Here is a 22211-nt window from a genome sequence, read left to right as displayed (position 1 = left end):
GCTCAGTGGGGGGAAGAAGGGGCCATCAGCTTGAAGCTGGCGATGCGTCCCGCCAGATCCCGGGCCAGGGCATCCAGTTCGGCACTGTGTTGTTGCAGGGTATGGGAGTGCTGGCGATGGGCCTCATACACGTCACGGATGGTCATCACGTTTTGCTGGATGTCGTCGGTCACGTAACGCTGCTCCTCGGTGGCGGTGGCCACCTGGGCCGTCATGTCGCTCACCTTGCGCACCTCGTTGACGATGTCGGTCAGCTCGCTCCCCGCCCGTTTGGCCTCCGTCACGCTAAGACCCGCCTGTTCGGTCCCCGTGTGCATGGCAGCCACCGCCTCGTTGGCCCCCTGGCGCAAGCGGCCCAGCATCCGCTCTATGTCATCCGCCGCCTGCTGGGTACGGGAGGCAAGCGCTCTCACCTCGTCGGCCACCACTGCAAAGCCGCGCCCGGATTCACCGGCACGGGCCGCCTCGATGGCGGCATTGAGGGCCAGCAGGTTGGTTCTGTCCGAGATCTGCTTGATGAGGTTGAGCGCTTCGCCCACCGACTCGGTATCCTGATGCAGGCTGTCCACAAGTTGCTGGGTATCACTCAGGGTACCCGCGACCTGCTGGATGGTTTGGATGGTCTTATCCACCTCCTTGTCACCCTGCTTCGCCCGGCCGATGGCCTGCTGAGTCGCCTGGGAGGTCTGGGTTGCGTTGCGGGCAATCTCCGCCACAGTCGATGCCATCTCGGTGGCGGCAGTCGCCACCAGATCCACCTGCCCGCATCCCCTGACTACGCCGGCATTCACCTCGGCAATGACCTCGGCCGAGCTGGCGGCGCTGCGTATCAGCACGTCACAGGAGTGGCGCACAGCCAGCAGCAAACTCTCCAGGTGCCCGAGGAAATGGTTCAGATCCCGCGCCAGGGCCCCCAGCTCATCCCCGGATCGCCAGTCGACCCGCACGGTCAGGTCGTTCTCCTGCACCAGGCGCTTGAAGGTCTGGTGCAGGGCCATGAAGCCCAGATGCAGATCCCGCACTACCCGCCAGCAGACGAAGGTGGTCAGGACGATGCACAGCAACACACCAGCCGCCCCCCACCAGAAGTCACTGGCACTCCCGACCCGCATCTGTTCAACCCGCTCGAAGAGCTGCCGATAGAGGCTGTCTTCTATCTCCTTGAGCAGGCCTATCTTGTCGGTACTCAAGGCAAACCAGGCCTCCGCATCGACACCAAAACCGCCGCTGGCCGCCTTGTCCAGGGCCAGTTTCTCCATGGCGGCCACCTTGGCCACCACGGGTGAGGCGAGGCTGTCGTTCAGCAACTGACGCTGGGCGGGACTCGCCACCGCCTGGAAACGTTCGAGATAGGTATTCTGGGCCGCCAGCAGGGAGATGAACTGCTGCAACAGCGCTGGCGTGAAGCTGTCACGGCCAAAGACGTTGCTGAGCGTCGCCCGCTCCAGCCCCGCACGCTCCTTGCTCTGCAGGAAGGCGGCGTAGGCATTGGTCTGCAGGGCGATGGTGGCATCCATGCTGTCGACGCTTATCTTGTCCACCACCGCCAGCAAGGCGGTCACGAGGCGGGTATAGAAGCCGACCTGTTCCGCCACCTCAACCCCCAGGGCGCTGACCCGCTCACGCATGGCGGTGAGTCCCGCCACTCCCTGCTGCACCTCCGTCAGCGCCAACAAGGCAGGATCCTGATGAAAACGCTGCAACAGACTGTCCACCACCTTGCGCTGGGCAGGCAGCGCATCGCGAAACTTGCTGCCGCCAGAGCCGAGGAAACCGGCCGACATGCCGCGCTCCCGTTGCAGCTCATGGGCCAGCTGCGCCGCCTCCTTCACCACCGCCAGCGCGACCAGGGCCCCGCTCATCTCCTGTTCGACCCGATAACGTTCATAGACGTACCGGCCGGAGAAAAACAGCAGGGCCAACAGCGGCAGACAGACCACCAACATCATCTTGTGTGCCAATCCCAGCTTCTTCATCGTCCTCTCCCTCCATGGTTGACGTCGCCCATTATAAGCACAGGTGTTTCAAAATGGCCCTCTTGCTGTCCCATGGCGGCAGATAAGGGACAAGGGCCCGCTTTTTTGCCATAATGCCGCCTCCTTTCACGCCGACCGAGATACCATGACCGACGCCGTTCACACCCTCAAGGGCCGTTTTCGCGGCTTTTACCCCGTCGTCATCGATGTTGAAACCGCCGGATTCAATGCCAAGACCGATGCCCTGCTGGAAATAGCCGCCCACACCCTCAAGATGGATGAGCAGGGCTGGCTCGTCCCTGACCAGATCTTCCATTTTCATGTCCAGCCCTTTGAGGGTGCCAATCTGGAGAAAGCGGCGCTGGAGTTCACCGGCATCGACCCCTTCAACCCGCTGCGGGGCGCGGTGGACGAGAAGGAAGCACTCACCGAGATCTTCAAGGGGGTGCGCAAGGGCATGAAGGAGCAGGATTGTGGTCGCGCCATCATAGTGGCCCACAACGCCACCTTCGACCACGGCTTCGTGATGGCCGCCGCCGAGCGGGCCGGCCTCAAGCGCAATCCGTTCCACCCCTTCGCCACCTTCGACACCGCCGCCCTCTCGGGTCTTGCCCTGGGGCAGACGGTGCTGGCCAAGGCCTGTCAGAGCGCCAATATTCCCTTTGACAACAAAGAGGCCCACTCGGCCCTCTACGACACCGAGCGCACCACAGAGCTCTTCTGCCACATCGTCAATCGCTGGAAGAGCCTGGGAGGCTGGCCTCTGGCCAACCCGGATGAAACGACGGACACCGAAGACGAGGGCTGAACACTCCCAGCCCCTGCCCAGACAGGCTGCCCATGGCAGCCTGTCTGCATGAGGGGACCTGTCTGGGCAATGAAGAAGGGCCATTTTCCCGGTTCCCGTTCACCGCCAGCAGAAGATGCGTCCCTTGGCCGGGATCTGCCGATTTTTTTCTCGACATTTAGCCTGTTTTTCGCAAACTAGCTGGCTTTCACACGACTGACAGCAACACAATCCATAAGGAAATCAAATGAATCCTGTTGTTATCGCGGTGGCGCTGATGCTGGTGCTCAGCCTGCTGCGGATCAATGTGGTGGTCTCCCTCGCCATCGGTGCCATCGTGGGTGGCCTGCTCGGCGGACTCTCCCTCGAGCAGACCCTCAGCACCTTCACCGGCGGCCTGGGCGGCGGTGCAGAAATCGCCCTCTCCTACGCCATGCTGGGGGCTTTCGCGGTAGCCATCTCCCGCTCCGGCATCACCGATCTGCTGGCCCGCAAGGTCATCAACCAGCTCGGCAAGGATGCCAGCAGCACCCGCATTCTCTGGGTCAAGAGCCTGCTGCTCACCTCGGTGCTCGCGGTCTCCATCTCCTCCCAGAACCTGATCCCGGTGCACATCGCCTTCATTCCCATCCTGATCCCGCCGCTGCTGCATGTCATGGCCCAGATGCAGATCGACCGCCGTCAGGTGGCCTGTGTCATCACCTTCGGCCTGACCGCAACCTACATGCTGCTGCCGGTGGGCTTTGGCGGCATCTTCCTGAACAACATCCTGGCCAAGAATCTCGTCGACAACGGCGTACCGGTGGAATTCAGCCAACTGCCCCTGGCGATGGCCATCCCGGTATTCGGCATGTTCCTCGGCCTGCTCATCGCCGTCTTCTTCAGCTACCGCAAGCCTCGTCAGTATGATCTGGAGCAGATCCTGGCCGCCGAACCCGAGACGGTCGAGCTCAATCTCAACCACATCTGGGTCGCCCTGCTGGCCATCGCCGTGGCACTCGGCCTGCAACTGATGACCAACAGCATCGTGCTGGGGGCGCTCGCAGGCTTCATCATCTTCACCTGCGGCGGCGTCATCAAATTCCGCGAGAGCCAGGATGCCTTCACCCAGGGTGTGCGCATGATGTCCCTCATCGGCTTTATCATGATCTCGGCCGCAGGCTTCGCCGCCGTCATGAAGGAGACCCACGGGGTGGAGAGTCTGGTGCAGTCCGTCTCCACCATGATGGCCGGCCACAAGGGACTGGCGGCCTTCCTGATGCTGCTGGTGGGCCTGCTCATCACCATGGGGATCGGCTCCTCCTTCTCCACCGTGCCCATCATCGCCACCATCTATGTGCCCCTGTGCATCCACCTCGGCTTCTCGCCCATGGCGACCATCGCCCTGGTGGGCACCGCGGGCGCGCTGGGGGACGCGGGTTCCCCCGCCTCCGACTCGACGCTCGGCCCCACATCGGGCCTCAATGCGGACGGTCAGCACGACCACATCTGGGACAGCGTGGTGCCAACCTTCATCCACTACAACATCCCCCTGGTGATCTTCGGCTGGATTGCCGCCATGGTGCTCTGAGTCCATCCCGAGCAGACAGACAAAAGGCGACCCCGGAGTCGCCTTTCTTGTCTTGCACATGCCTCAGATGGCCGGTTGCAGCCCCCGCCTGCCGGCCAGGGCGCAGAGACAGGCAACCAGGGCTAACCCCATGCCGGCTGCTCCCACCCCGAGCCAGTGTCCCTGTTGCCAGACCAGCATCCCCAGGCTGGAGCCGAGGGTTCCCCCCAGGAACATGCCGGTCATGAAGAGGGTATTGATGCGCCCCCTGGCCTCAGGTCTCAGACCATAGATGCGCTGCTGATGGGCGATGAGTGCGCTCTGCACTCCGAGATCCAGCAAGATGACCCCGCACGCCAGCCCGGCCAGAGAGAGCCACAGCTCGAAGCAGATCCAGGCAAGCACCACCAGCACAGCACCGGCCAATACCACTGGTCTGGCCCCCAACCGATCCGCCATCCGGCCTGCCAAAGGGGCCGCCACCACCCCAGCCACCCCGATGACGCCGAACAGACCCGCCATGTCGGCCCCCAACCCATAGGCAGGTTCGGCCAGGTAGAACGCCAGCACGGTCCAGAAGGCGCTGAAGGAGGCAAACAGCAAGGCCTGGGTCAGGGTCGCGCGGCGCAAGGCGGGCTCCTCGCGCCACAGACCGACCAGAGAATGAAGCAGACGGCCATAACCGAGGGGAGAGCGCGGTAATCCGGATGGTATCATCCTGGCCATCAGCAGGGCCCCCGACAGGGCCAGGGGAATGGCCAGCCAGAACATGGCGCGCCAACTGCCATAGGCGGTGACCAGGCCGGCGACCGTTCGGCTGAGCAGTATCCCGGCCAGTAGACCACTCATCACGCTGCCGACCACGGCACCACGGCGGGCGGGATCTGCCAGGGTCGCCGCCACCGGAACTATCTGCTGGGCAGCCGTGGCCCCGATGCCGAGCAGGACGGAGGCCAGCATCAAGGTGGTGGCACTCGCGGCCGTGGCCGCCAGCAGGGAAGCCAGCGCGATCAGTGCAAACTGCCCCGGAATAAGCCAGCGGCGCTCGACTACATCGCCAAGCGGCACCAGCAAAAGCAGACCCATGGCATAGCCGAGCTGGGTCAGCATGGCGATCAATGGCATGCCCGAGTGCCCGGGAAAGTCCTGCGCCATCACAGCCAACATGGGCTGGTTGTAGTAGATGTTGGCAACTGCCAGGCCGCATGACAGGGCCATGGCGAAGAGCAGGGAGGGGCCGGGGGTTGCGGCCCCTCCGGCAGAAGGCGATGTACTCATGATCTTCTCCTCGTGGTAGAAGGGCTCCCGCCAGGACACGGGCCCCATGCGCACAGCCTACCCGGGGAGCGTCGCCACCAGTAGAGCGGTGGGGACCATAACAGTTATTCCGCTGGTGCATGCCCCACGCCGGGCAGGCCGGTCACGAATGCCAGAAAGGCGCTCGCCTTGGCACCGGGCTGGCGACCTGCCGGGAGCAGGGTCCAGAGCTCCTGCATGGGCAGTTGCCACTCGGGCAGCACCGCCACCACCTCGCCGCGGGCAAGCTCGGGGGCAAACATCCACTCCGAGGCGATACCAAGCCCCAGTCCTGCCAATACGGCGGCGCGCATGCCTTCGGCCGCCGAGACCATCAGCCTGCCTTCTCCGGAAACCACCTTCTCCTCGACGCCGCGGCGAAATCGCCACTGCTGCCCCACTCCGGGCCGTGGACTGTAAAGCACCAGATCATGCTGTTGCAGAGCCTGAGGGGTCTCAGGCTCTCCTTTGGCGGCCAGATAGGCCGGCGTCGCCAGCACCCGCATGTCGCTTCGGGCGAGGCAGCGGGCGACCAGCGACGAGTCGGCCTGTTTGCCGATCCGCAGAGCCACCTCGATGCCCGCCGAAATGAGATCCACATTGCCGTCATCCAGCAGGATCTCCAGATCCAGTCCCGGGTGAGCCGCCAGAAAACCGGCAAGATGGGGAATGATATGCAGGCGGGCGAAAGTGACGGGAGCGCTCACCCGCAGACGCCCGCTCAGGCCCGCCCGGCATTGCTGCACCATGGCATCGGCCTCGTTGACCTGGGCCAGGATCTCTCTCGCCCGCAGATAGTAGGCCTCTCCGGCCTCGGTGGGCGCCAGCCCCCGGGTCGAACGCAGCAACAGGCGGCTGCCAAGGTGCGCCTCAAGCTGGGCAATCAATCTGGAAACCGTGGGTTGCCCCATCCCCAGTCGGCGGGCCACCGCCGAAAACGAGCCGGTCTCCACCGCCAGCACGAACACCTCCATCACCCCCAAGCGATCCATCTATGGCTCCTCTGCCCTGTGGCACTGTTCGTGGCACAAGGTAGCACTGGGACTGTCCTCTCGCACCCTCGTTCTGGCAGGAGGCACAAGAAAGCCACGTCATAGGCGGTCCTGCCATGGGAGAAAGGTGTCGGGATGAAATATCAACCAGGAACGATCGAACAGAGGGACTCGAAGACAAGGCTACAGGAGCTCGATTGCCCCAAGGCTACCCCAGTGCCACTTCCTGAATGGCGGCGCTGTGGGCGAAATAGCGGTGACAGAACTGCATGAACTCTGGCAGCGGCAAGGGACGCGAGTAGAAATAACCCTGGATCTCATCCACCCCTATGGTGAGCACCGCCTTGAGCTCATCGCTGTTTTCCACCCCTTCTGCCACGACACGCACCCCCAACTGATGAGAGAGGGTGGTGATGGTCTCGACGAAGAGCGCCTGCCGGGTGTCACTGTCGATCGCGGTGATAAAGGATCTGTCTATCTTGAGCTTGTCGAAATAGAGTTCACGCAGGTAGGAGAACGAGGACCAGCCGGTCCCGAAGTCATCGAGGGCCACCCGCACCCCAATCTGGCGCAGGGAGTGAATGATCTGCTTGCTCAGGGCGATGTCATCGAGGGCGATGGTTTCGGTCAGCTCCACTATCAACTGGTGCAGTCCCAACGGACCGTCACTCATCTTCACTTCAATCTCCCTGGCCAACCCCATGTTGAACATGGAGTTGGAGAGGTTGATGGAGATCTCGAGCGGTGCTAATACCTCTTTCGGGAAGCCGGACAGATCGAGCTGCATGCGCCGGATGATCCAGCCCCCGAGCGCCTCGCCCAACCCGTTCTCTTCTGCCAGCGAGATGATGTCGAGGGGGGCAATAAAGCCATATTCCGGATGATGCCAGCGGATCAGCGCCTCCGCCCCCAGCCTCACTACACTCTGGCCGCGCACGATGGGCTGATAGTAAAGGGCCAGTTGCGGGCAGTGGATAAGCTCCCGCAGCTCGGTCGACAGCCGGCGTTTGCGCTGATAGTGCTGATACATGCTGCTGGAGAAGAGCACATTGCGATTCAGCCGCTTGCGCTTGGCGCTGTCGAGGGCGATATCGGCAAACAGCAGCATCTCTTCCGGTGAATGATCCGGTTTCACGTACTGGCTGGTGCCCATGAAGACCCGCACCCGGTGCGCCGGATCGGCGGCAAACACCAGATCCGCCAGCTCGCTGCGCAGTTGCTCCAGAAACGGGAAGCGCAGATAGGTGGGCATGGTGCCGGTGATGATGAGGGTGAACTCGTCACTGCCGGTTCGGGCAACGAAGATCCCCTGGCCAGAGGCGGCCTTGATCCGCGCCGCAAGCCGTTTGAGCAAGGCGTCCCCCACTTCGTAACCCAGACTGTCATTGACCTCCCTGAAATGCCCCAGATCCATGAGACAGACGGTGATGCTGCTGCGCCGACCGGGATGGCTGGTCCACTGTTGGAGGTGCTTGATGAGCGCCGCCCGGTTGGGGAGACGGGTGAGAGGGTCGTTCCACGCCAGAAAATGCTGGCGACGCACTTCGCGAAACAGCACCATCAACATCACCATGGTCGCCAGCATCAGAAATCCCAGGATGAAGAAGTTCTGGGTTTTCGACTCGTTGAGCAGCTCACGCTGGGCGATGGCAGAAGGCCCGGTGAAGTTTTTCACCATCACGTCCCGCACCCCGCGCATCTCGTCATCGAGCGCGGCCGTGAACATCTTGAGTGCGGGGGAATCCGGCTCCCCTTGCACCACATCCTGCTCATAATGTTCGAAGAGAGCGAGGATCTTGCCGACCGCCGTGTCCGCACCGAACCGGGCCCTGACCGACTTTGCCTCCTCCCCGTGCAAGAAGACATCGAGCCAGTTCCAGGCAATGTCAAAGCGCTTGTTCATCTCCTCCCGGCTGGCGGCACCGGCACGATAGAGCTGCAAGCCCTCCTCGAAGGCGTGGATCTCCAGCTCGAGCTGGGCCAGTGCCCAGGCGGAGAGCTGGGTGTAGCGCGTCACCGCATTGAACGCGTGGTCATAGTTCCAGACCGACCAGAGGGTCACCCCCAAAAAGGTGGTCACCATCAGGATCAGGCTCAAGAACTTGCCGCGCAGCATCTTATTTGCTCTCCAGCGCCGTCAGCTGCCACACCATCCGGCTGTGATAGAGCTCCTTGTTGAGTTCGGGATGGTCGGTGAGGGGATAAATGACCCAGAGCGGCCCCTTGTTGCGCAGAGTCAGCGCCTTGCCATCCTGCTTCTCGGCCACCAGCACCGGGTACTTCTCCCCGTCTTCCAGCGGCAGTGCGGTCCAGTATTCATTGACCGCGAGGGCCTTGACCTCCTGGCTCTTGAGACCGTAGGTCCTGACCAGGTCCCGCAGCAACACCCCGCGATAGAGGTGCTCCCCTTCAGTCCAGGGCGTCCCCGTCTTAACCTCCGTCTGCGGCAAGGCCTCAAACTCGGCACGGGTCAGCACCACCTCCCCCTTGCCATTGCAGCACCCCGCCCCCGCAATTCTGAAGAAGGGCTCCTCCGCCAACACCATACCCGACACGAGCCATCCGGATATCAGCAACACCTTGCCAAGCCACTTGCCCATCACGCACCTCCCTGTCATACGGTTTATTTATTCATCTCACTCTGCTGACTCATATGCAAACAACAGAATGCACCTTCAGACCAAAGTCGCAGTCGTTTGCAACCAGCAACTATCTCTGCGCCTTCCAAAAGTACCCAATCGCTTCCCAAAGAATGACACCAGGCGCCACCCCCAGGCAAATGGATTGCACCATTTTTCTTTTCACTGGCTCCTCATAAAACCGGGTGCCCGCCACGGCCGGAAAAAGGTGACAATCTTTGCTACGCATCTGAAAAACAGACACAAAAAAGGCCGCTCCATGGAGCGGCCTTCTCATCAGTGCAGTCAGGGTTTAGCTGTCGCGGCGCTTGTTGCCACCGAATTTGCGACCCTTGTCGAAACCGCCTTCACGGCGATCCTTGTTGAAGGGACGGTCACCCTGGGGACGGCGATCCTTGTTGAAAGGACGGTCGCCACGGAACGGACGATCACCACGGGGCGGACGGGGAGCAGTGTTGCCGCCGGCCGGCACTTCGGTGTAACGGGTGATCTGCAGCGGACGCTGGCAGACACGGGCCTTCTTGATCACTTCCAGCACCTCGGCGCTCATGCCCTTGGGCAGATCGACGGTGGAGAAGTCATCGGCGATGTCGATGTTGCCGATGAAGCGGCTCTCGATGTTCGCTTCGTTGGCGATGGCACCCACGATCTGGCCCGGCTTGACGCCGTGATGGGCGCCCACGTCGACACGGTAACGCTCCATCTCCACGTCCGGGTTGTCTTTCAGCGGACGCGGTTCGAGGGACGGCATGCGACGGGCCGGACGATCGCCACGGTCACCGAAGTCACGACCGCCACGGTCGTTGAACTCACGACGCTCAAAGCCACCGCGATCGTTACCAGCGTTGAACACCGTATCCGGAATGGAGTCATCCAGCAGCAGCGGTTGATCGCCCTGTACCAGCTTGGCCAGTGCGGCAGCCAGTTCCAGCGGATCGGCAGAATCTTCTTCGATCAGCTCGTTCACCAGATTCACGTAGATCTCGAGCTCTTCGCCCATCATGGTTTCGCGGATGCGCTCCTTGAACTTGGCCAGACGGTGCTGGTTGATGTCCTCGGTGCTCGGCATCTTCATCGGCTCGATGGCCTGACGGGTTGCGTGCTCGATGGCGCGCAGCATGCGACGCTCACGCGGTGCCACGAACAGGATGGCTTCGCCCTTGCGACCGGCACGGCCGGTACGGCCGATACGGTGAACGTAGGATTCGGTGTCGTAGGGGATGTCGTAGTTCACCACGTGGGTGATGCGCTCAACGTCCAGACCACGGGCAACCACGTCGGTGGCGATCAGGATGTCCAGCTGGCCCTGACGCAGCTTGTCGACTGTACGCTCACGCAGCTTCTGCGGGATGTCACCGTGCAGCGCTTCACAAGCATGACCACGGGCAGCCAGCTTGCCAGCCAGTTCTTCGGCGGCGTTCTTGGTGCGTACGAACACCAGCAGGGCTTCGTAGGGTTCGACTTCCAGCAGACGGGTCATGGCGTCCAGCTTGTGCAGACCGGTCACCTGCCAGTAACGCTGGCGAATGGTGGTGGCGGTCGCAGTCTTGGAGGCGATCTTGATCTCTTTGGGCTGCTTCAGGTGCTTCTGGGCCACACGACGGATCTGCTCCGGCATGGTGGCGGAGAACAGGGCAACCTGACGACCGGCCGGGCACTGTTCCATGATCCAGTCCACGTCGTCGATGAAGCCCATGCGCAGCATCTCGTCCGCTTCGTCCAGCACCAGGGCTTTCAGACCGGAGAGGTCCAGGTTCTTGCGACGGATCAGGTCCATCACGCGGCCCGGGGTACCCACGACAACCTGGGCACCGCGACGCAGGGCGCGGGTCTGGGTTTCGTAGGAAGCGCCGCCGTAGATGGGCAGCACGTGGAAATCGGGCATGTGGTGGGCATAGCGTTGGCACGCCTCTGCAACCTGCAGGGCCAGCTCGCGGGTCGGGGCCAGCACCAGGATCTGGGTGTTGCGGTTACCAGCTTCCAGACGAGACAACAGAGGCAAGGCAAAAGCAGCGGTCTTCCCTGTACCGGTTTGTGCCTGCCCCAGCAGATCGTGTCCCGCCATCAGGTGGGGAATTGCTGCGGCCTGGATGGGAGACGGGCGCTCATAGCCCACGTCCTGCAGCGCTTTCAATACAGGCGCGGCCAGTCCAAGCTCACTAAAAAGGGGCAGTTGTTCGGTATCAGACATAGATTCTTCCAGATTAAGGCAGGCGGCTAACACCGCGGAATAGCAAAAAGGCGGCGATTATAGCGCCACTTTGTTCTGCTGTCTTGAAAAATGTGATAGGTGTCTCAAGACGTTGGCAATTATAGAGGGATCTCGCGACTATGGCTTGCTTATTTTTCACTCATGATGCGTTATTGCCGATCACGCTTCGCCAGAGTCCTTGTCCCGCTTGTGCTTGAGCACTGCCATGGTCAATCGGCTGGTGCACAATAAACGACCACGTTCATCGCGAATCTCGATCTGCCACACCTGAGTCGTCGCCCCCAGATGCAGCGGCGCGCAGCGCCCCGTCACCATCCCTTCCCGCTTGGCCCGTAGGTGATTGGCATTGACCTCCAGCCCCACGCAATAACTCTCCTCCCCCACCGCCATGTTGGCCGCAAGCGATCCCAGCGTTTCCGCCAGCACCACGGAGGCGCCGCCGTGCAGCATGCCGAGTGGTTGATGGGTGCGGTGATCCACCGGCATCGTGGCCTCCAGCCAGTCGGGGCCAAAGGCGGTGTAGACGATGTCGAGGTGGGCCATCAGGGTGTTGCGGGAGCTGGCGTTGAGCCCCTCCAAGCTCATGGGTTTGCGCCAGATGGGGCTGCTTTCTTGACTCATGGTGAGCGGACTCCTTGCGTGATCACGGGTTATCGCTGCGCTGTAGCGGCAAACCAGCAGTGTCGGCGAAAAAGGAGCAAAAAAAAAGATGCCCACGCCGGGGCATCTTGCATCGAGATTGACCCTCACCAGGGATAGGTCACCCCTGGCCACTCGGCCCAGGGGCCGTCCCGCCCCGGCAGGCGCGGCTCGGACCAGCGCCATACCTTGCCGAGCCAGGCGCGCAGTTCGGCTTCGAGTTCGCTGTCAGTGAGCGGCGCCTCGACCACCTTCCAGAAGAAGAGCTCCACCTGCACCTCCGGCAGTACCGACGGATAGAGGTAGACACCGCCCCAGAAGCGGGGCTCCCTGTTCGGGCTCCAGAGGCCATAGGCAAAGGAGCGCTTGGCCAGAAACTCGGAGTGCTGCCACTCCAAGTCGGCCTCGTGCTGACTCAGGCTGAAATTGGCGGAGGGCCACACATCATCCGGGCGAAACAGCTGATGGAGCTGATCCCGCTCGCGCAGGATGGCAACAAACTCCACCACGGCCTGGGACGGCGTGGTGGGGAGCAACAGAAAATGCGGGTGCCGATAGGCCTTTGGCACCCGGAATCCCTTGGGAAAGTGGAGCATCAGAGCAGTTCCAGCAGGGCCTGCAGCGGATGCTTGAGCTTCTCCCCCTCCATCCGCTTGACCTGGCTGCGGCACGAATAACCGGTGGCCAGACAACGGGCTTGCGGCAGGCGAGCCAGGGGCTCGGCCCAGCTCAGACCGTAGATCCCCTTGGAGTTCTCCACCTGTTTGGCGTCGTGACCATAGGTGCCCGCCATGCCGCAGCAACCCACCGACACCGGCTGCAAACGTGCACCGAAGCGGCCGAACAGGGTGCTCCAATCACCGTGGGTGGTGGGCTTGGCGGTCTTCTCGGTGCAGTGGGCAAACAGATACCAGGGGTCGGTGCCAACCTCTTCCCGCAGCGGCAGCGCCTCGGCAGGCAGGGAGAGCAGCCACTCCTGGGGCAGCAGCACCTGGAAATCGCCGCGGGCGGGGCCGAGCGCCTTCACGTACTCGTCCCGGTAGCAGAGCACCAGAGAGGGGTCGACCCCCACCATGGGGATGCCGAGGACCGCCACCTTGTTGAGGAACTGGGCGCTGCTGGCAGCAGTGCGGGCGAAGGCGCGCAGGAATCCCTTCACGTGCTGAGGCTTGCCGTTGGGTTTGAACGGCAGCAGGTAGGGCTGATAACCCAGCTTGCTGGCCAGCTTCACCAGGTCACGCACCACGGGGGCGTCGTAGTAGCTGGTGAAGGGATCCTGCACGATGAGCACCACTTTTTGGCGCTGCTCGGGGCTCATGGCCTCGAGGCCCGGCAGATCGAAATAGCGGGCGCGGTGATCCCGCAGCTCCTCGGCCAGGGTCGGCACGGAGAGCAGCGGCACATCCACCATGCCGATGCTCTTCTCGGTCGCCTTCTGGGCCCACTCTTTTTCGAGGAAGAAGTTGACCAGCTTGGGGGCCTTGGCCAGCAGGGGCGCATAGCTCTCTACCGTGCCCACGAAGTAATCCTTGGGGCCGCGCAGATATCGGCTGTGATAGAGCTGCATGAAGCGGGCGCGGAAGGTGGGCACATCCACCTTGATGGGGCACTGGCTGGTGCATGCCTTGCACGCAAGGCACCCCTCCATCGCCTCCATCACCTCGTGGGAGAAGTCATACTCGCCCCGGGCGCGGGCCACCGTATTGCGGAACTTGTCGACGATCTGCTTGAAGCGCAGCCCCCCGCTTTGCAGCGCCACCTCTTCGGCAAGGGGATCGAAGCCCTGCTCCGACAACTGGCGCAGCCATTCACGCATCAGGCCAGCCCGCCCCTTGGGGGAGTGACGGCGGTCGCGGCTGATCTTGACCGAGGGGCACATGGGGGAGTCGGTCTCGAAGGTGAAACACAGACCGTTGCCGTTGCAATCGAGGGCCCGTGTATAGCTCTCGCGCACGGCAATCGGGATCTGGCGGTCGAACTTGCCGCGCTTGGGCCCGTCCACTGAGACAAGCGAAGCGCCGCTGCCATAAGGCATGCAGATCTTGCCCGGGTTGATGCGGTTGGCCGGGTCGAACGCCCCCTTGACCCGTTGCAGCTCTTCCCACAGCTCGCCGAAGAAGGCGGGGCTGTATTCGGAGCGAAAGCCCTTGCCGTGCTCCCCCCACATCAGGCCGCCGTATTTGGCGGTGAGCGCCACCACCTGATCGGAGATGCGCCGCAGCAGCACCTCCTGCTCGGGATCGCACAAGTCCAGCGCCGGGCGCACGTGCAGCACCCCGGCATCGACGTGGCCGAACATGCCGTAGTCAAGGCCGTGAGCGTCCAGCAGGGCGCGAAACTCCATGATGAAGTCCGCCAGGGATTCCGGCGGCACGGCGGTGTCTTCGGTGAAGGCCACCGGCTTCTTGCGCCCCTCGGCATTGCCGAGCAGCCCCACCGACTTCTTGCGCATGCCATAGATGGTCTCGATGCTCGGCAGGTGGTCGCACACCTGATAGCCAATGACCCCGGCTTCACCACGCGCCAGCAGGCCGTCGATGCGCCGGCACAGCTCCGCCACCTTGGCCTTGTGCGCATCCTCGTCGGTGTCGGCAAACTCGACGATGTTGAGCCCATGCAGATCCTTGCCGGGCACATCCTGGATGAGATCCTTCACCGAGTGCCAGATGATGTCGGCGCGAGCCAGTCCCAACACCCGGGAGTCCACCGTCTCCACCGACAGGGCGTGGGCCTGTACCATAAAGGGGGCATTTCTGAGCGCGGAGGGGAAGCTGTCGTACTTGACGTTGACCAAGGTGCGGTAGCGCGGGATGGGGGTGATGTTGAGGCGGGCTTCGATGATGAAGCCCAAAGAGCCTTCCGAGCCGCACAGCACCCGGCTCACATCCAGAGTGTCGGTATCGGGCTGATAGAGGTGCTTGAGATCGTAACCGGTCAGAAAGCGGTTGAGCTTGGGGAAGGTGGCCTCGATATCGGCGCGCCGCTCGCGGCCGATGCGATAGAGGGTGCGATAGATCTCCCCCTCCCGGTTCTCCAGCGCCAGCTTATCCGCCAGACGCTGGCCGGTCACCGGCTCGGTCGCCATGAGATCGCCGTTTTCCAGCACGGCCTTGAGGCCGAGCACGTGATCCGAGGTCTTGCCGTACACCAAGGAGCCCTGCCCCGAGGCATCGGTGTTGACCATGCCCCCTAAGGTGGCCCGGTTGGAGGTGGAGAGATCCGGCGAGAAGAAGTAGCCGTGGGGCTTCAAATAGGCGTTGAGCTGGTCTTTGACCACCCCGGCCTGGGCCCGTACCCAGCCCTCTTCCAGATTAATTTCCATGATCTGGTTCATATGGCGCGAGAGATCGACGATAATGCCGCCGCCCAAGGATTGGCCATTGGTGCCGGTACCGCCGCCGCGAGGGAAGAAACTCAAGGTTGCGTACTCGGGCCCCTGGGCCAGCTTGAGCATCACCGCTATGTCATCCGCACTGCGCGGATAGAGAACCGCCTGAGGTACGACCTGATAGACGCTGTTATCCGTCGCCATCGCCAACCGGCTTGCATAAGACTTTTCGATATCACCACGAAATGCTGATCGCGCCAGCAACTCAAGAAACTGCAGGGTTGTAGGTGACAAACTGTCCTGGTAATCGAGTCTCGGGATCATGAATCCTTGTTCCCATCCTTTGCTTGATGCCGGCATTCCGGCGACAACGACCGTTCGGACCTGCCTCTTTGCGGGTGTCCGAACCAGTCCGCTCACATGTGAGCGGGCAGTATATCAGCTAGAAAACCGCTTGCGCGCGCAATCTTCACCATTTGAAAGGAGGACTTTTATGGCTCACTACAGCCATGTTATCAGTACGCTTATTCGCACCGAAAAACAGGCGCTGACCCTGTCGCTGTTTGGTTGCATCACCTTTGCCATTTTCGGGATCGGCTATGGTCTGTTCGTCGGTTCCAACGCCATCATGCTGGACGGCATCTTCACCCTGTTCAGCATGGGCATGACGGGCCTTGGGCTCATCACCGCCTACCTGGTCACCCGCCCCTCCGACGCCCGTTTCCAATACGGCTACGCCCACTTCGAACCCATCGCCAACGTCATCAACGGCGCCATCATTCTGCTGCTCTGCCTCGGCGCCCTCTATGGCGGCATCACCTCCCTGCTGGCAGGAGGACGGGAGATCGATCTCGGCCACGCCCTCATCTATGCCGTCGTCTCCACCTTCTTCTGCGGCATCCTCTATCTCATCGAGGCCGACGTGGCCGAGCGGGTCAACTCCGAGCTGGTGCGGGTGGACTCCAAGGAGTGGCTGGTGGATACCCTGCTCAGCGCCACCCTGCTCATCGGCTTTCTGGTCGCCATCGGGCTCGATACCCTGGGTTACGGCCACTACAACCGCTACATAGACCCGGTGCTGGTCTCGCTGCTGGCCCTGTGTGCCACCCTCATCCCCATCAAGGTGCTCGGTCGCAACCTGCGGGAAGTGCTGAAGATTGCCCCCAAGGGGGATGTCTCCCGGCTGGTGGCCAGCGAAGTCGAAGCCCTGCGCCTGCGCCATGGGGTCGAGTGCTACAGCCACCTGGCAAAAAGCGGCCGCCGCTTCGATCTCGAGCTCAACATCCTGGTGGCCCCCGGCCAGGAGTGGCCCGTCGAACGCCAGGATGCCCTGCGCCAGGAGCTCTGGTCCCGCCTCGGCGATACCCTGGGGGATGCCTGGCTCTCGGTCTGCTTCACCCGGGAAAAACGCTGGTTGTAAGCCGCAAGGCGGGGCTTCCCTGGCAAGCTCCGCCTGTCCCTGTTGCCCTGTTGGGCGAGCGCCTCCCCCTGCGCGTCCAGACCCCCTTGCCAAATGGCGGCGAGTCGTTATCATCAGGGCTCACTTTTGACCCGAGGTTTTATTGCCCATCATGGACAATCCCCGAAGTAGCCCTTCGTCTTTTCCCATCAAAGCCTATCTGTACCTGCTCAACCAACGCCTCTGAAGCGATCGTCTCCGTCACCACGGCCACGCCGTGACCACGATTCACTGCATCTGTCTTCATTGAGGTCAATCACATGGAATTCTTGCTGGACCCGTCAATCTGGGTCGGTCTGCTTACCCTGATCATCCTGGAAATCGTTCTCGGGATAGACAACCTAGTCTTCATCGCCATCTTGGTGAAAAAACTGCCCCCCGCCCAGCGGGACAAGGCGCGCATCATCGGTCTCTCCCTGGCCCTGCTGATGCGCCTGGGACTGCTCACCATCATGTCATGGCTGGTCACCCTCACGGCTCCTCTGCTGCACATCTGGGATCACCCCTTCTCCGGTCGGGATCTCATCCTGATGGGAGGCGGACTCTTCCTGCTGTTCAAGGCCACCTCCGAGCTGCATGAGCGACTCGAGGCCAAGCCCGAGGAGCAAGGTGGCACCGGCGTCTATGCCGGGTTCGGGGTGGTGATCGCCCAGATCCTGGTGCTGGATGCGGTCTTCTCCCTGGACTCCATCATCACCGCCGTCGGCATGGTGGATCACCTCGGCGTCATGATGGCGGCCGTGACCATCGCCATGGTGGTGATGGTGCTCGCCTCCAAGCCCCTGACCCGCTTCGTCAACGCCCACCCCACTGTGGTGGTGCTCTGCCTGAGCTTCCTCTTGATGATCGGCTTCAGCCTGGTGGCGGAGGGCTTCGGCTTCCACATTCCGAAGGGCTACCTCTACGCGGCCATCGGCTTCTCGGTGCTCATCGAGTTCTTCAACCAGCTCGCCCAGCGCAGTGCCCTGCGCCATGAGGCGCGCCAGCCCCTGCGCGAGCGCACCACCGCCGCCATCTTCAAGCTGATGGGGGGGAACAAACGCTCAGCCCACCCGCAGGAAGACGAAGAAGAGGTGCAGGCTCAGCCCCTGCCCCCTGGTTTCGGTGAAGAGGAGCGTTACATGGTGAGCGGCGTGCTGTCGCTGGCCGAGCGTTCCATTCGCACCATCATGACCCCGCGCTCCGAGATGGAGTGGATCGACGTCAGCGACAGCGAGGACGAGATCCGCGCCCTGCTGCAACGGGCCCCCCACAGCCTGTTCCCGATCTGTGACGGGGAGCTGGACGAGATCATCGGGGTGGTCAAGGCTCGGGATCTGCTGTTTGCCCTCAACGAGGGGCAATCCCTGGCAGCGCTTGCCAGACAGAACGAGCCCGTCATCGTGCCCCAGACCATCAACGTGATCCGGCTGCTGGCGGAGCTGCGTCAGGCCAGGGGCAGCCTCATTCTGGTGGCGGACGAGTTCGGCGTCATCCAGGGGCTGGTCACCAACCACGATCTGCTGGAGGCCATCGTCGGCGAGCTGCCGGACGAGGACGAGACCCCCGATGTGGTGCGCGAGGGCGAGCACTGGCTCATCCACGGCACCACCAACATCCATCAGGTGGAGCAGGCACTGAACTGCGACGGGCTGGTGAGCGAGAGCGACGAGTACGTGACCCTGGCGGGCATGCTGCTCTCCCACTTCGGCAGCCTGCCCGACGTCGGTCAGCAGTTGCACCTCGGCCAGTTCTGCTTCGAGGTCATGGCCGTGAGCGAGCGGCGCATCGAGCGAGTACGGGTCACCCCACTCTCCCCCTGATCATCGGTGGCAATCACAGCAAAAGAGGGCCTTTGGCCCTCTTTTTTCTGGCCCGAGCCCGGCCCCTCCCGCGCCATTGCTGCGATAACGGCAATTCTCTTCTGCAATACCCCCTCTTTTTCACAATAACAATCCCCTTTAGAGTCGCCTCACTCCCAAAGATTGAGGAATCCATCATGCACCACGATCCCCTGTTCTGCCCCCTTCGCCTCGGCCAGCTGCACCTTGCCAACCGCATCGTCATGCCCCCCATGACCCGCTCCCGCGCCAGCCAGCCCGGGGACGTGGCCAACGCCATGATGGCGACCTACTACGCCCAGCGTGCCGGGGCCGGCCTCATCATCAGCGAAGGCACCCAGATAGATCCCCTGGGCAAGGGCTACGCCTGGACGCCGGGCATCCACAGCGCCGAGCAGGTGGCAGGCTGGAAGCAGGTAACAGACGCGGTCCACGCCGAGGGGGGCATCATGTTCGCCCAGCTCTGGCACGTGGGCCGGGTCACCCATCCTGACAACATCGGCGGCGCCCAGCCCCTCTCCTCCTCCGCCATCCAGGCCAAGGGAGTGAAGGTGTTCGTCGACAACGGCAGCGATGCCCCGGGGTTTGTGGAGACCGTCACCCCGCGCGCCATGACCCAGGCCGACATCGACGCCGTGGTGGGGCAGTTTCGCCAGGCCGCCCGCAACGCCATGGAAGCGGGCTTTGACGGCATCGAGTTGCACGCCGCCAACGGCTACCTCATCAACCAGTTCCTCGACTCCGAGTCCAATACCCGCACCGACGGCTATGGCGGTTCGCTCGAAAACCGGCTGCGTTTCCTCAAAGAGGTGACCGAGGCGGTCTGTGACGAGATCGGTCCCGACCGGGTCGGGGTACGCCTTGCGCCGCTCACCACCCTCAACGGCACCGTGGATGCCAACCCCCAGGAGACCTATCTGGCCGCCGCGCGCCTGCTGGGCAAGCTCGGCGTGGTCTATCTGCACGTCGCCGAAGCGGACTGGGACGACGCCCCCCTGATGGCGGAGAGCTTCAAGCAGGGGCTGCGCGACGCCTTCCCCAACACCCTCATCTACGCCGGCAAGTACGATGGGGAACGCGCCCGCGCCGCCATCGAGGCGGGCTGGGCCGACATGATTGGCTTCGGTCGCCCCTTCGTGGCCAACCCCGACTTGCCGAACCGCCTGCGCCACGGCCATCCGTTCGCCCCCCATGATCCCGCCACCCTGTTTGGCGGCGGCGAGAAAGGGCTGACCGACTACCCCGTCTATGGGGCAGAGCGGGCATAAGGCGGCTCGCGTCGAACCTCTTCCCGGGCGGGCCCTCCAACAGGGGGCTCGCCTTGTTGTCTTGCCAGTGCAACAGTAATTCAAGACATTGTTACGCCATATGACTCAATCTGCGCCCCCTCTCTTTCAAGGAGTCACCATGAACCATACCCAGGCCTGGTGCTGGCACGCCCCCGGCGAACCGGACCAGCTCACCCTCACCCGGCAAGCGCTCCCCACCCCCGGGCCCGACGAGGTCCTCGTCGCCAACCGGATCATCGCCTTCAATCCGGTGGACTGGAAACTCATCGAACAGGGTCATCCCCACTGGCAGCCCGGCCATGTGCCCGGCGTCGATGGCATGGGCACCCTGGTGGCACTGGGGGCCAACGTCACCCACCTGCGCCCCGGCACCCGGGCCGCCTATCACACCGACCTGCGCCATGGCGGCAGCTTTGCCCGCCACACCCTGGTGCCGGCTCGCGCCCTGATGCCGGTGCCCGATGCCCTGAGCGACGAGGCGGCCGCCGCTCTCCCCTGCCCCGGCCTCACCGCCTGGCAGGCGCTGGCCAAGCTGCCGCACCTGCACGGGGAGGCCCTGCTCATCTCGGGGGCTGGCAGCAGTGTCGGCCGCTTCGCGGTGCAAATTGCCCTCCAGAAGGGTGCCCGCGTCTTTGCCAGCGCCAGCCCGCGCCACCACCAGTGGCTCAAACAGCTAGGCGTGCAGGGGGTGGCGGACTATCGGGATCCCGACTGGCTGGCCCAGTTGCAGGCCGCCAACGGTGGTGAACCCTTCGAGGGGATCATCGATCTGGTCTCCAGCCAGCAGGCAGAAGCCTTGCTGCCTGCCCTTGGCTATTACGGCCACATGGTGACGGTGCTCGGGCGCATCGCGCGCAACCCGCTGCCCGCCTTTAGCCATTGCCACTCATTGCACGAGATTGCCCTCGGCGCCCAGCACGCCTTTGGCTCGGACAAACAGTGGAGCCGTCTGGTAGCGGCCGGTGTCGCCATGATGGCGCAGATGGTGAACGGCGAGCTGACCCTGCCGCCGCTGGTGGTGGGCGACTTCGACGCCCTGCCCTCCCTGCTCACCCGCGTCAAGCAGGAGGGACAAGGAGAAAAGTATCTGGTGCGGGTGGGTTGATACCCGCCCAACGATGGCACAAAGAGGCCCGCCATGGCGGGCCTCCTGCATTCAAGGTGTGCAAGGCGGCCTGCTCAGTGCAGGCTCACCCCGTGCAGGGCGGCATGGAGGCGAATGTCCCGGGTCAGACGCACCTTGTCCGCGAGGCTCAGCCAGCTCGCCTCCACGGCATTGAGACTGAGGCGGCACAGCTGCTCCTGGCTGGCGCCAAGCCCGTCGGCCAGGGCCTGGAAGTTGGCCCCCAGGTATCCCCCGAAATAGGCGGGATCGTCGGAGTTCACGGTGACGCAGAGCCCCTGCTCCAGCAGCCTCAGCACATTGTGGTGGGCCATCTGGTCAAACACCCTGAGCCGCACGTTGGAAAGCGGGCAGACGGTGAGGGGCAGCCGTGTGTCGGCCAGGTAGCTCAGCAGCGCGGGATCCTCGACACAGCGCACCCCGTGATCGATGCGTTGCACCCCGAGCTCCCGGATCGCTTGCCAGATGTAGCCCGCAGGTCCCTCCTCCCCCGCGTGGGCCACCACCGGCAACCCCAGTTCCCTGGCCCGGGCAAAGACCCGGGCAAACTTGCTGGGCGGGTTGCCCTGCTCCCCCGAATCGAGGCCGATCCCGTGCAGGCGCGCCAGGTGCGGCGTGGCCTCTGCCAGGGTGGCGAATGCCGCCTCTTCACTCAGGTGGCGCAGGAAGCTCATGATGAGCCGCCAGCTGATGCCAAAGGCTGCTTCGCCAGCCTGTAGCGCCCGCTCGATGCCCCCCAGCACGGTGGCAAAGGGCACGCCGCGGGCGATGTGGGTCTGGGGGTCGAAAAAGATCTCCACGTGCACCACGTGATCGGCAACGCAGCGCTCGAGATAGGCCCAGGTGAGGTCGAAGAAATCCTGTTCGTGGATGAGCACGCTGGCGCCGAGGTAGTAGAGATCGAGGAAGGATTGCAGGCCTTCGAACTCATAGGCGGCGCGCAGGCTGTCGACATCGGGCCAGGGCAGCGCCACCCCGTTGCGCTGGCCGAGGGCGAACATCAGCTCGGGTTCGAGGGTCCCCTCGATATGCAGGTGCAGTTCCAGCTTGGGCAAGCCGGCAATAAAGTGCTCCATGATGACGGCTCCATCGTCAGACTCCG

General features: G+C 63.1%; 16 protein-coding genes. 6 read left to right on the top strand and 10 right to left on the bottom strand.

All coding sequences use genetic code 11. The annotated features are described in order from the left end of the window. Positions 1–2: 2 nt before the first annotated feature. On the bottom strand, positions 3–1976 hold the full coding sequence (locus PG887_RS03440; RefSeq protein WP_199769642.1) for a methyl-accepting chemotaxis protein: 1974 nt from the start codon (positions 1974–1976) through the stop codon (positions 3–5). 145 nt (positions 1977–2121) lie between these two features. Between PG887_RS03440 and rnt the strand changes: the two genes are divergently transcribed. Together rnt and PG887_RS03430 are read left to right on the top strand one after the other, a co-directional pair. After that, positions 2122–2784, top strand: coding sequence for a ribonuclease T (gene rnt, locus PG887_RS03435; RefSeq protein WP_010675098.1), 663 nt, complete (start codon positions 2122–2124; stop codon positions 2782–2784). Between the two features lie 226 nt (positions 2785–3010). Next, positions 3011–4333: a Na+/H+ antiporter family protein gene (locus PG887_RS03430; protein WP_104454312.1), complete on the top strand. Its 1323-nt coding sequence runs from the start codon at positions 3011–3013 to the stop codon at positions 4331–4333. Positions 4334–4396: 63 nt separating this feature from the next. Here PG887_RS03430 and PG887_RS03425 read toward each other — a convergent pair whose 3' ends face one another. The 8 genes from PG887_RS03425 to ydiJ form a co-directional block, all read right to left on the bottom strand. After that, positions 4397–5590, bottom strand: coding sequence for an MFS transporter (locus PG887_RS03425; protein ID WP_048207897.1), 1194 nt, complete (start codon positions 5588–5590; stop codon positions 4397–4399). A 104-nt stretch (positions 5591–5694) separates the two neighbouring features. Continuing rightward, positions 5695–6600 (bottom strand): LysR family transcriptional regulator, encoded by a 906-nt coding sequence (locus PG887_RS03420; RefSeq protein ID WP_041214999.1) that lies wholly within the window; start codon positions 6598–6600, stop codon positions 5695–5697. Positions 6601–6808: 208 nt separating this feature from the next. Then, a complete protein-coding gene (locus tag PG887_RS03415; protein ID WP_270821178.1) occupies positions 6809–8716 on the bottom strand; it encodes a putative bifunctional diguanylate cyclase/phosphodiesterase in 1908 nt (635 codons plus the stop codon). A 1-nt stretch (position 8717) separates the two neighbouring features. After that, entirely contained in the window at positions 8718–9200 is a 483-nt protein-coding gene (locus PG887_RS03410; RefSeq protein WP_104454315.1) for a molybdopterin-dependent oxidoreductase, read from the bottom strand. Positions 9201–9531: 331 nt separating this feature from the next. Beyond that, on the bottom strand, positions 9532–11430 hold the full coding sequence (locus tag PG887_RS03405) for a DEAD/DEAH box helicase (protein ID WP_270821177.1): 1899 nt from the start codon (positions 11428–11430) through the stop codon (positions 9532–9534). A gap of 180 nt (positions 11431–11610) precedes the next feature. Then, positions 11611–12072, bottom strand: a complete 462-nt coding sequence (locus PG887_RS03400) for a hotdog fold thioesterase (protein WP_042882837.1) — start codon at positions 12070–12072, stop codon at positions 11611–11613. A 125-nt stretch (positions 12073–12197) separates the two neighbouring features. Then, positions 12198–12686, bottom strand: coding sequence for a hypothetical protein (locus PG887_RS03395; protein ID WP_103858443.1), 489 nt, complete (start codon positions 12684–12686; stop codon positions 12198–12200). Continuing rightward, complete coding sequence (ydiJ, locus tag PG887_RS03390; RefSeq protein WP_270821176.1) at positions 12686–15742, bottom strand: D-2-hydroxyglutarate dehydrogenase YdiJ; 3057 nt, start codon at positions 15740–15742, stop codon at positions 12686–12688. Before ydiJ ends, PG887_RS03395 begins: the two co-directional genes overlap by 1 nt. A gap of 169 nt (positions 15743–15911) precedes the next feature. Here ydiJ and PG887_RS03385 point away from each other — a divergent pair, with 169 nt between their 5' ends. From PG887_RS03385 to PG887_RS03370, 4 genes are all read left to right on the top strand, one after another. Continuing rightward, positions 15912–16838 (top strand): cation diffusion facilitator family transporter, encoded by a 927-nt coding sequence (locus PG887_RS03385; protein WP_041214996.1) that lies wholly within the window; start codon positions 15912–15914, stop codon positions 16836–16838. Positions 16839–17137: 299 nt separating this feature from the next. Continuing rightward, a complete protein-coding gene (locus PG887_RS03380; protein WP_257711354.1) occupies positions 17138–18679 on the top strand; it encodes a TerC family protein in 1542 nt (513 codons plus the stop codon). Between the two features lie 176 nt (positions 18680–18855). Next, a complete protein-coding gene (locus tag PG887_RS03375; RefSeq protein ID WP_039038767.1) occupies positions 18856–19965 on the top strand; it encodes an alkene reductase in 1110 nt (369 codons plus the stop codon). Positions 19966–20104: 139 nt separating this feature from the next. Then, a complete protein-coding gene (locus tag PG887_RS03370; RefSeq protein ID WP_104454320.1) occupies positions 20105–21091 on the top strand; it encodes a zinc-binding dehydrogenase in 987 nt (328 codons plus the stop codon). 74 nt (positions 21092–21165) lie between these two features. Here PG887_RS03370 and PG887_RS03365 read toward each other — a convergent pair whose 3' ends face one another. Next, complete coding sequence (locus PG887_RS03365; RefSeq protein ID WP_128272859.1) at positions 21166–22185, bottom strand: adenosine deaminase; 1020 nt, start codon at positions 22183–22185, stop codon at positions 21166–21168. Positions 22186–22211: the final 26 nt, after the last annotated feature.

Origin of the sequence: Aeromonas sp. QDB14, assembly GCF_027707845.1 — a bacterium.
GTDB lineage: Bacteria > Pseudomonadota > Gammaproteobacteria > Enterobacterales > Aeromonadaceae > Aeromonas > Aeromonas caviae.
The sequence above is the reverse complement of the archived record's forward strand: the minus strand, read 5'-3'. Positions and strand labels throughout refer to the sequence as shown.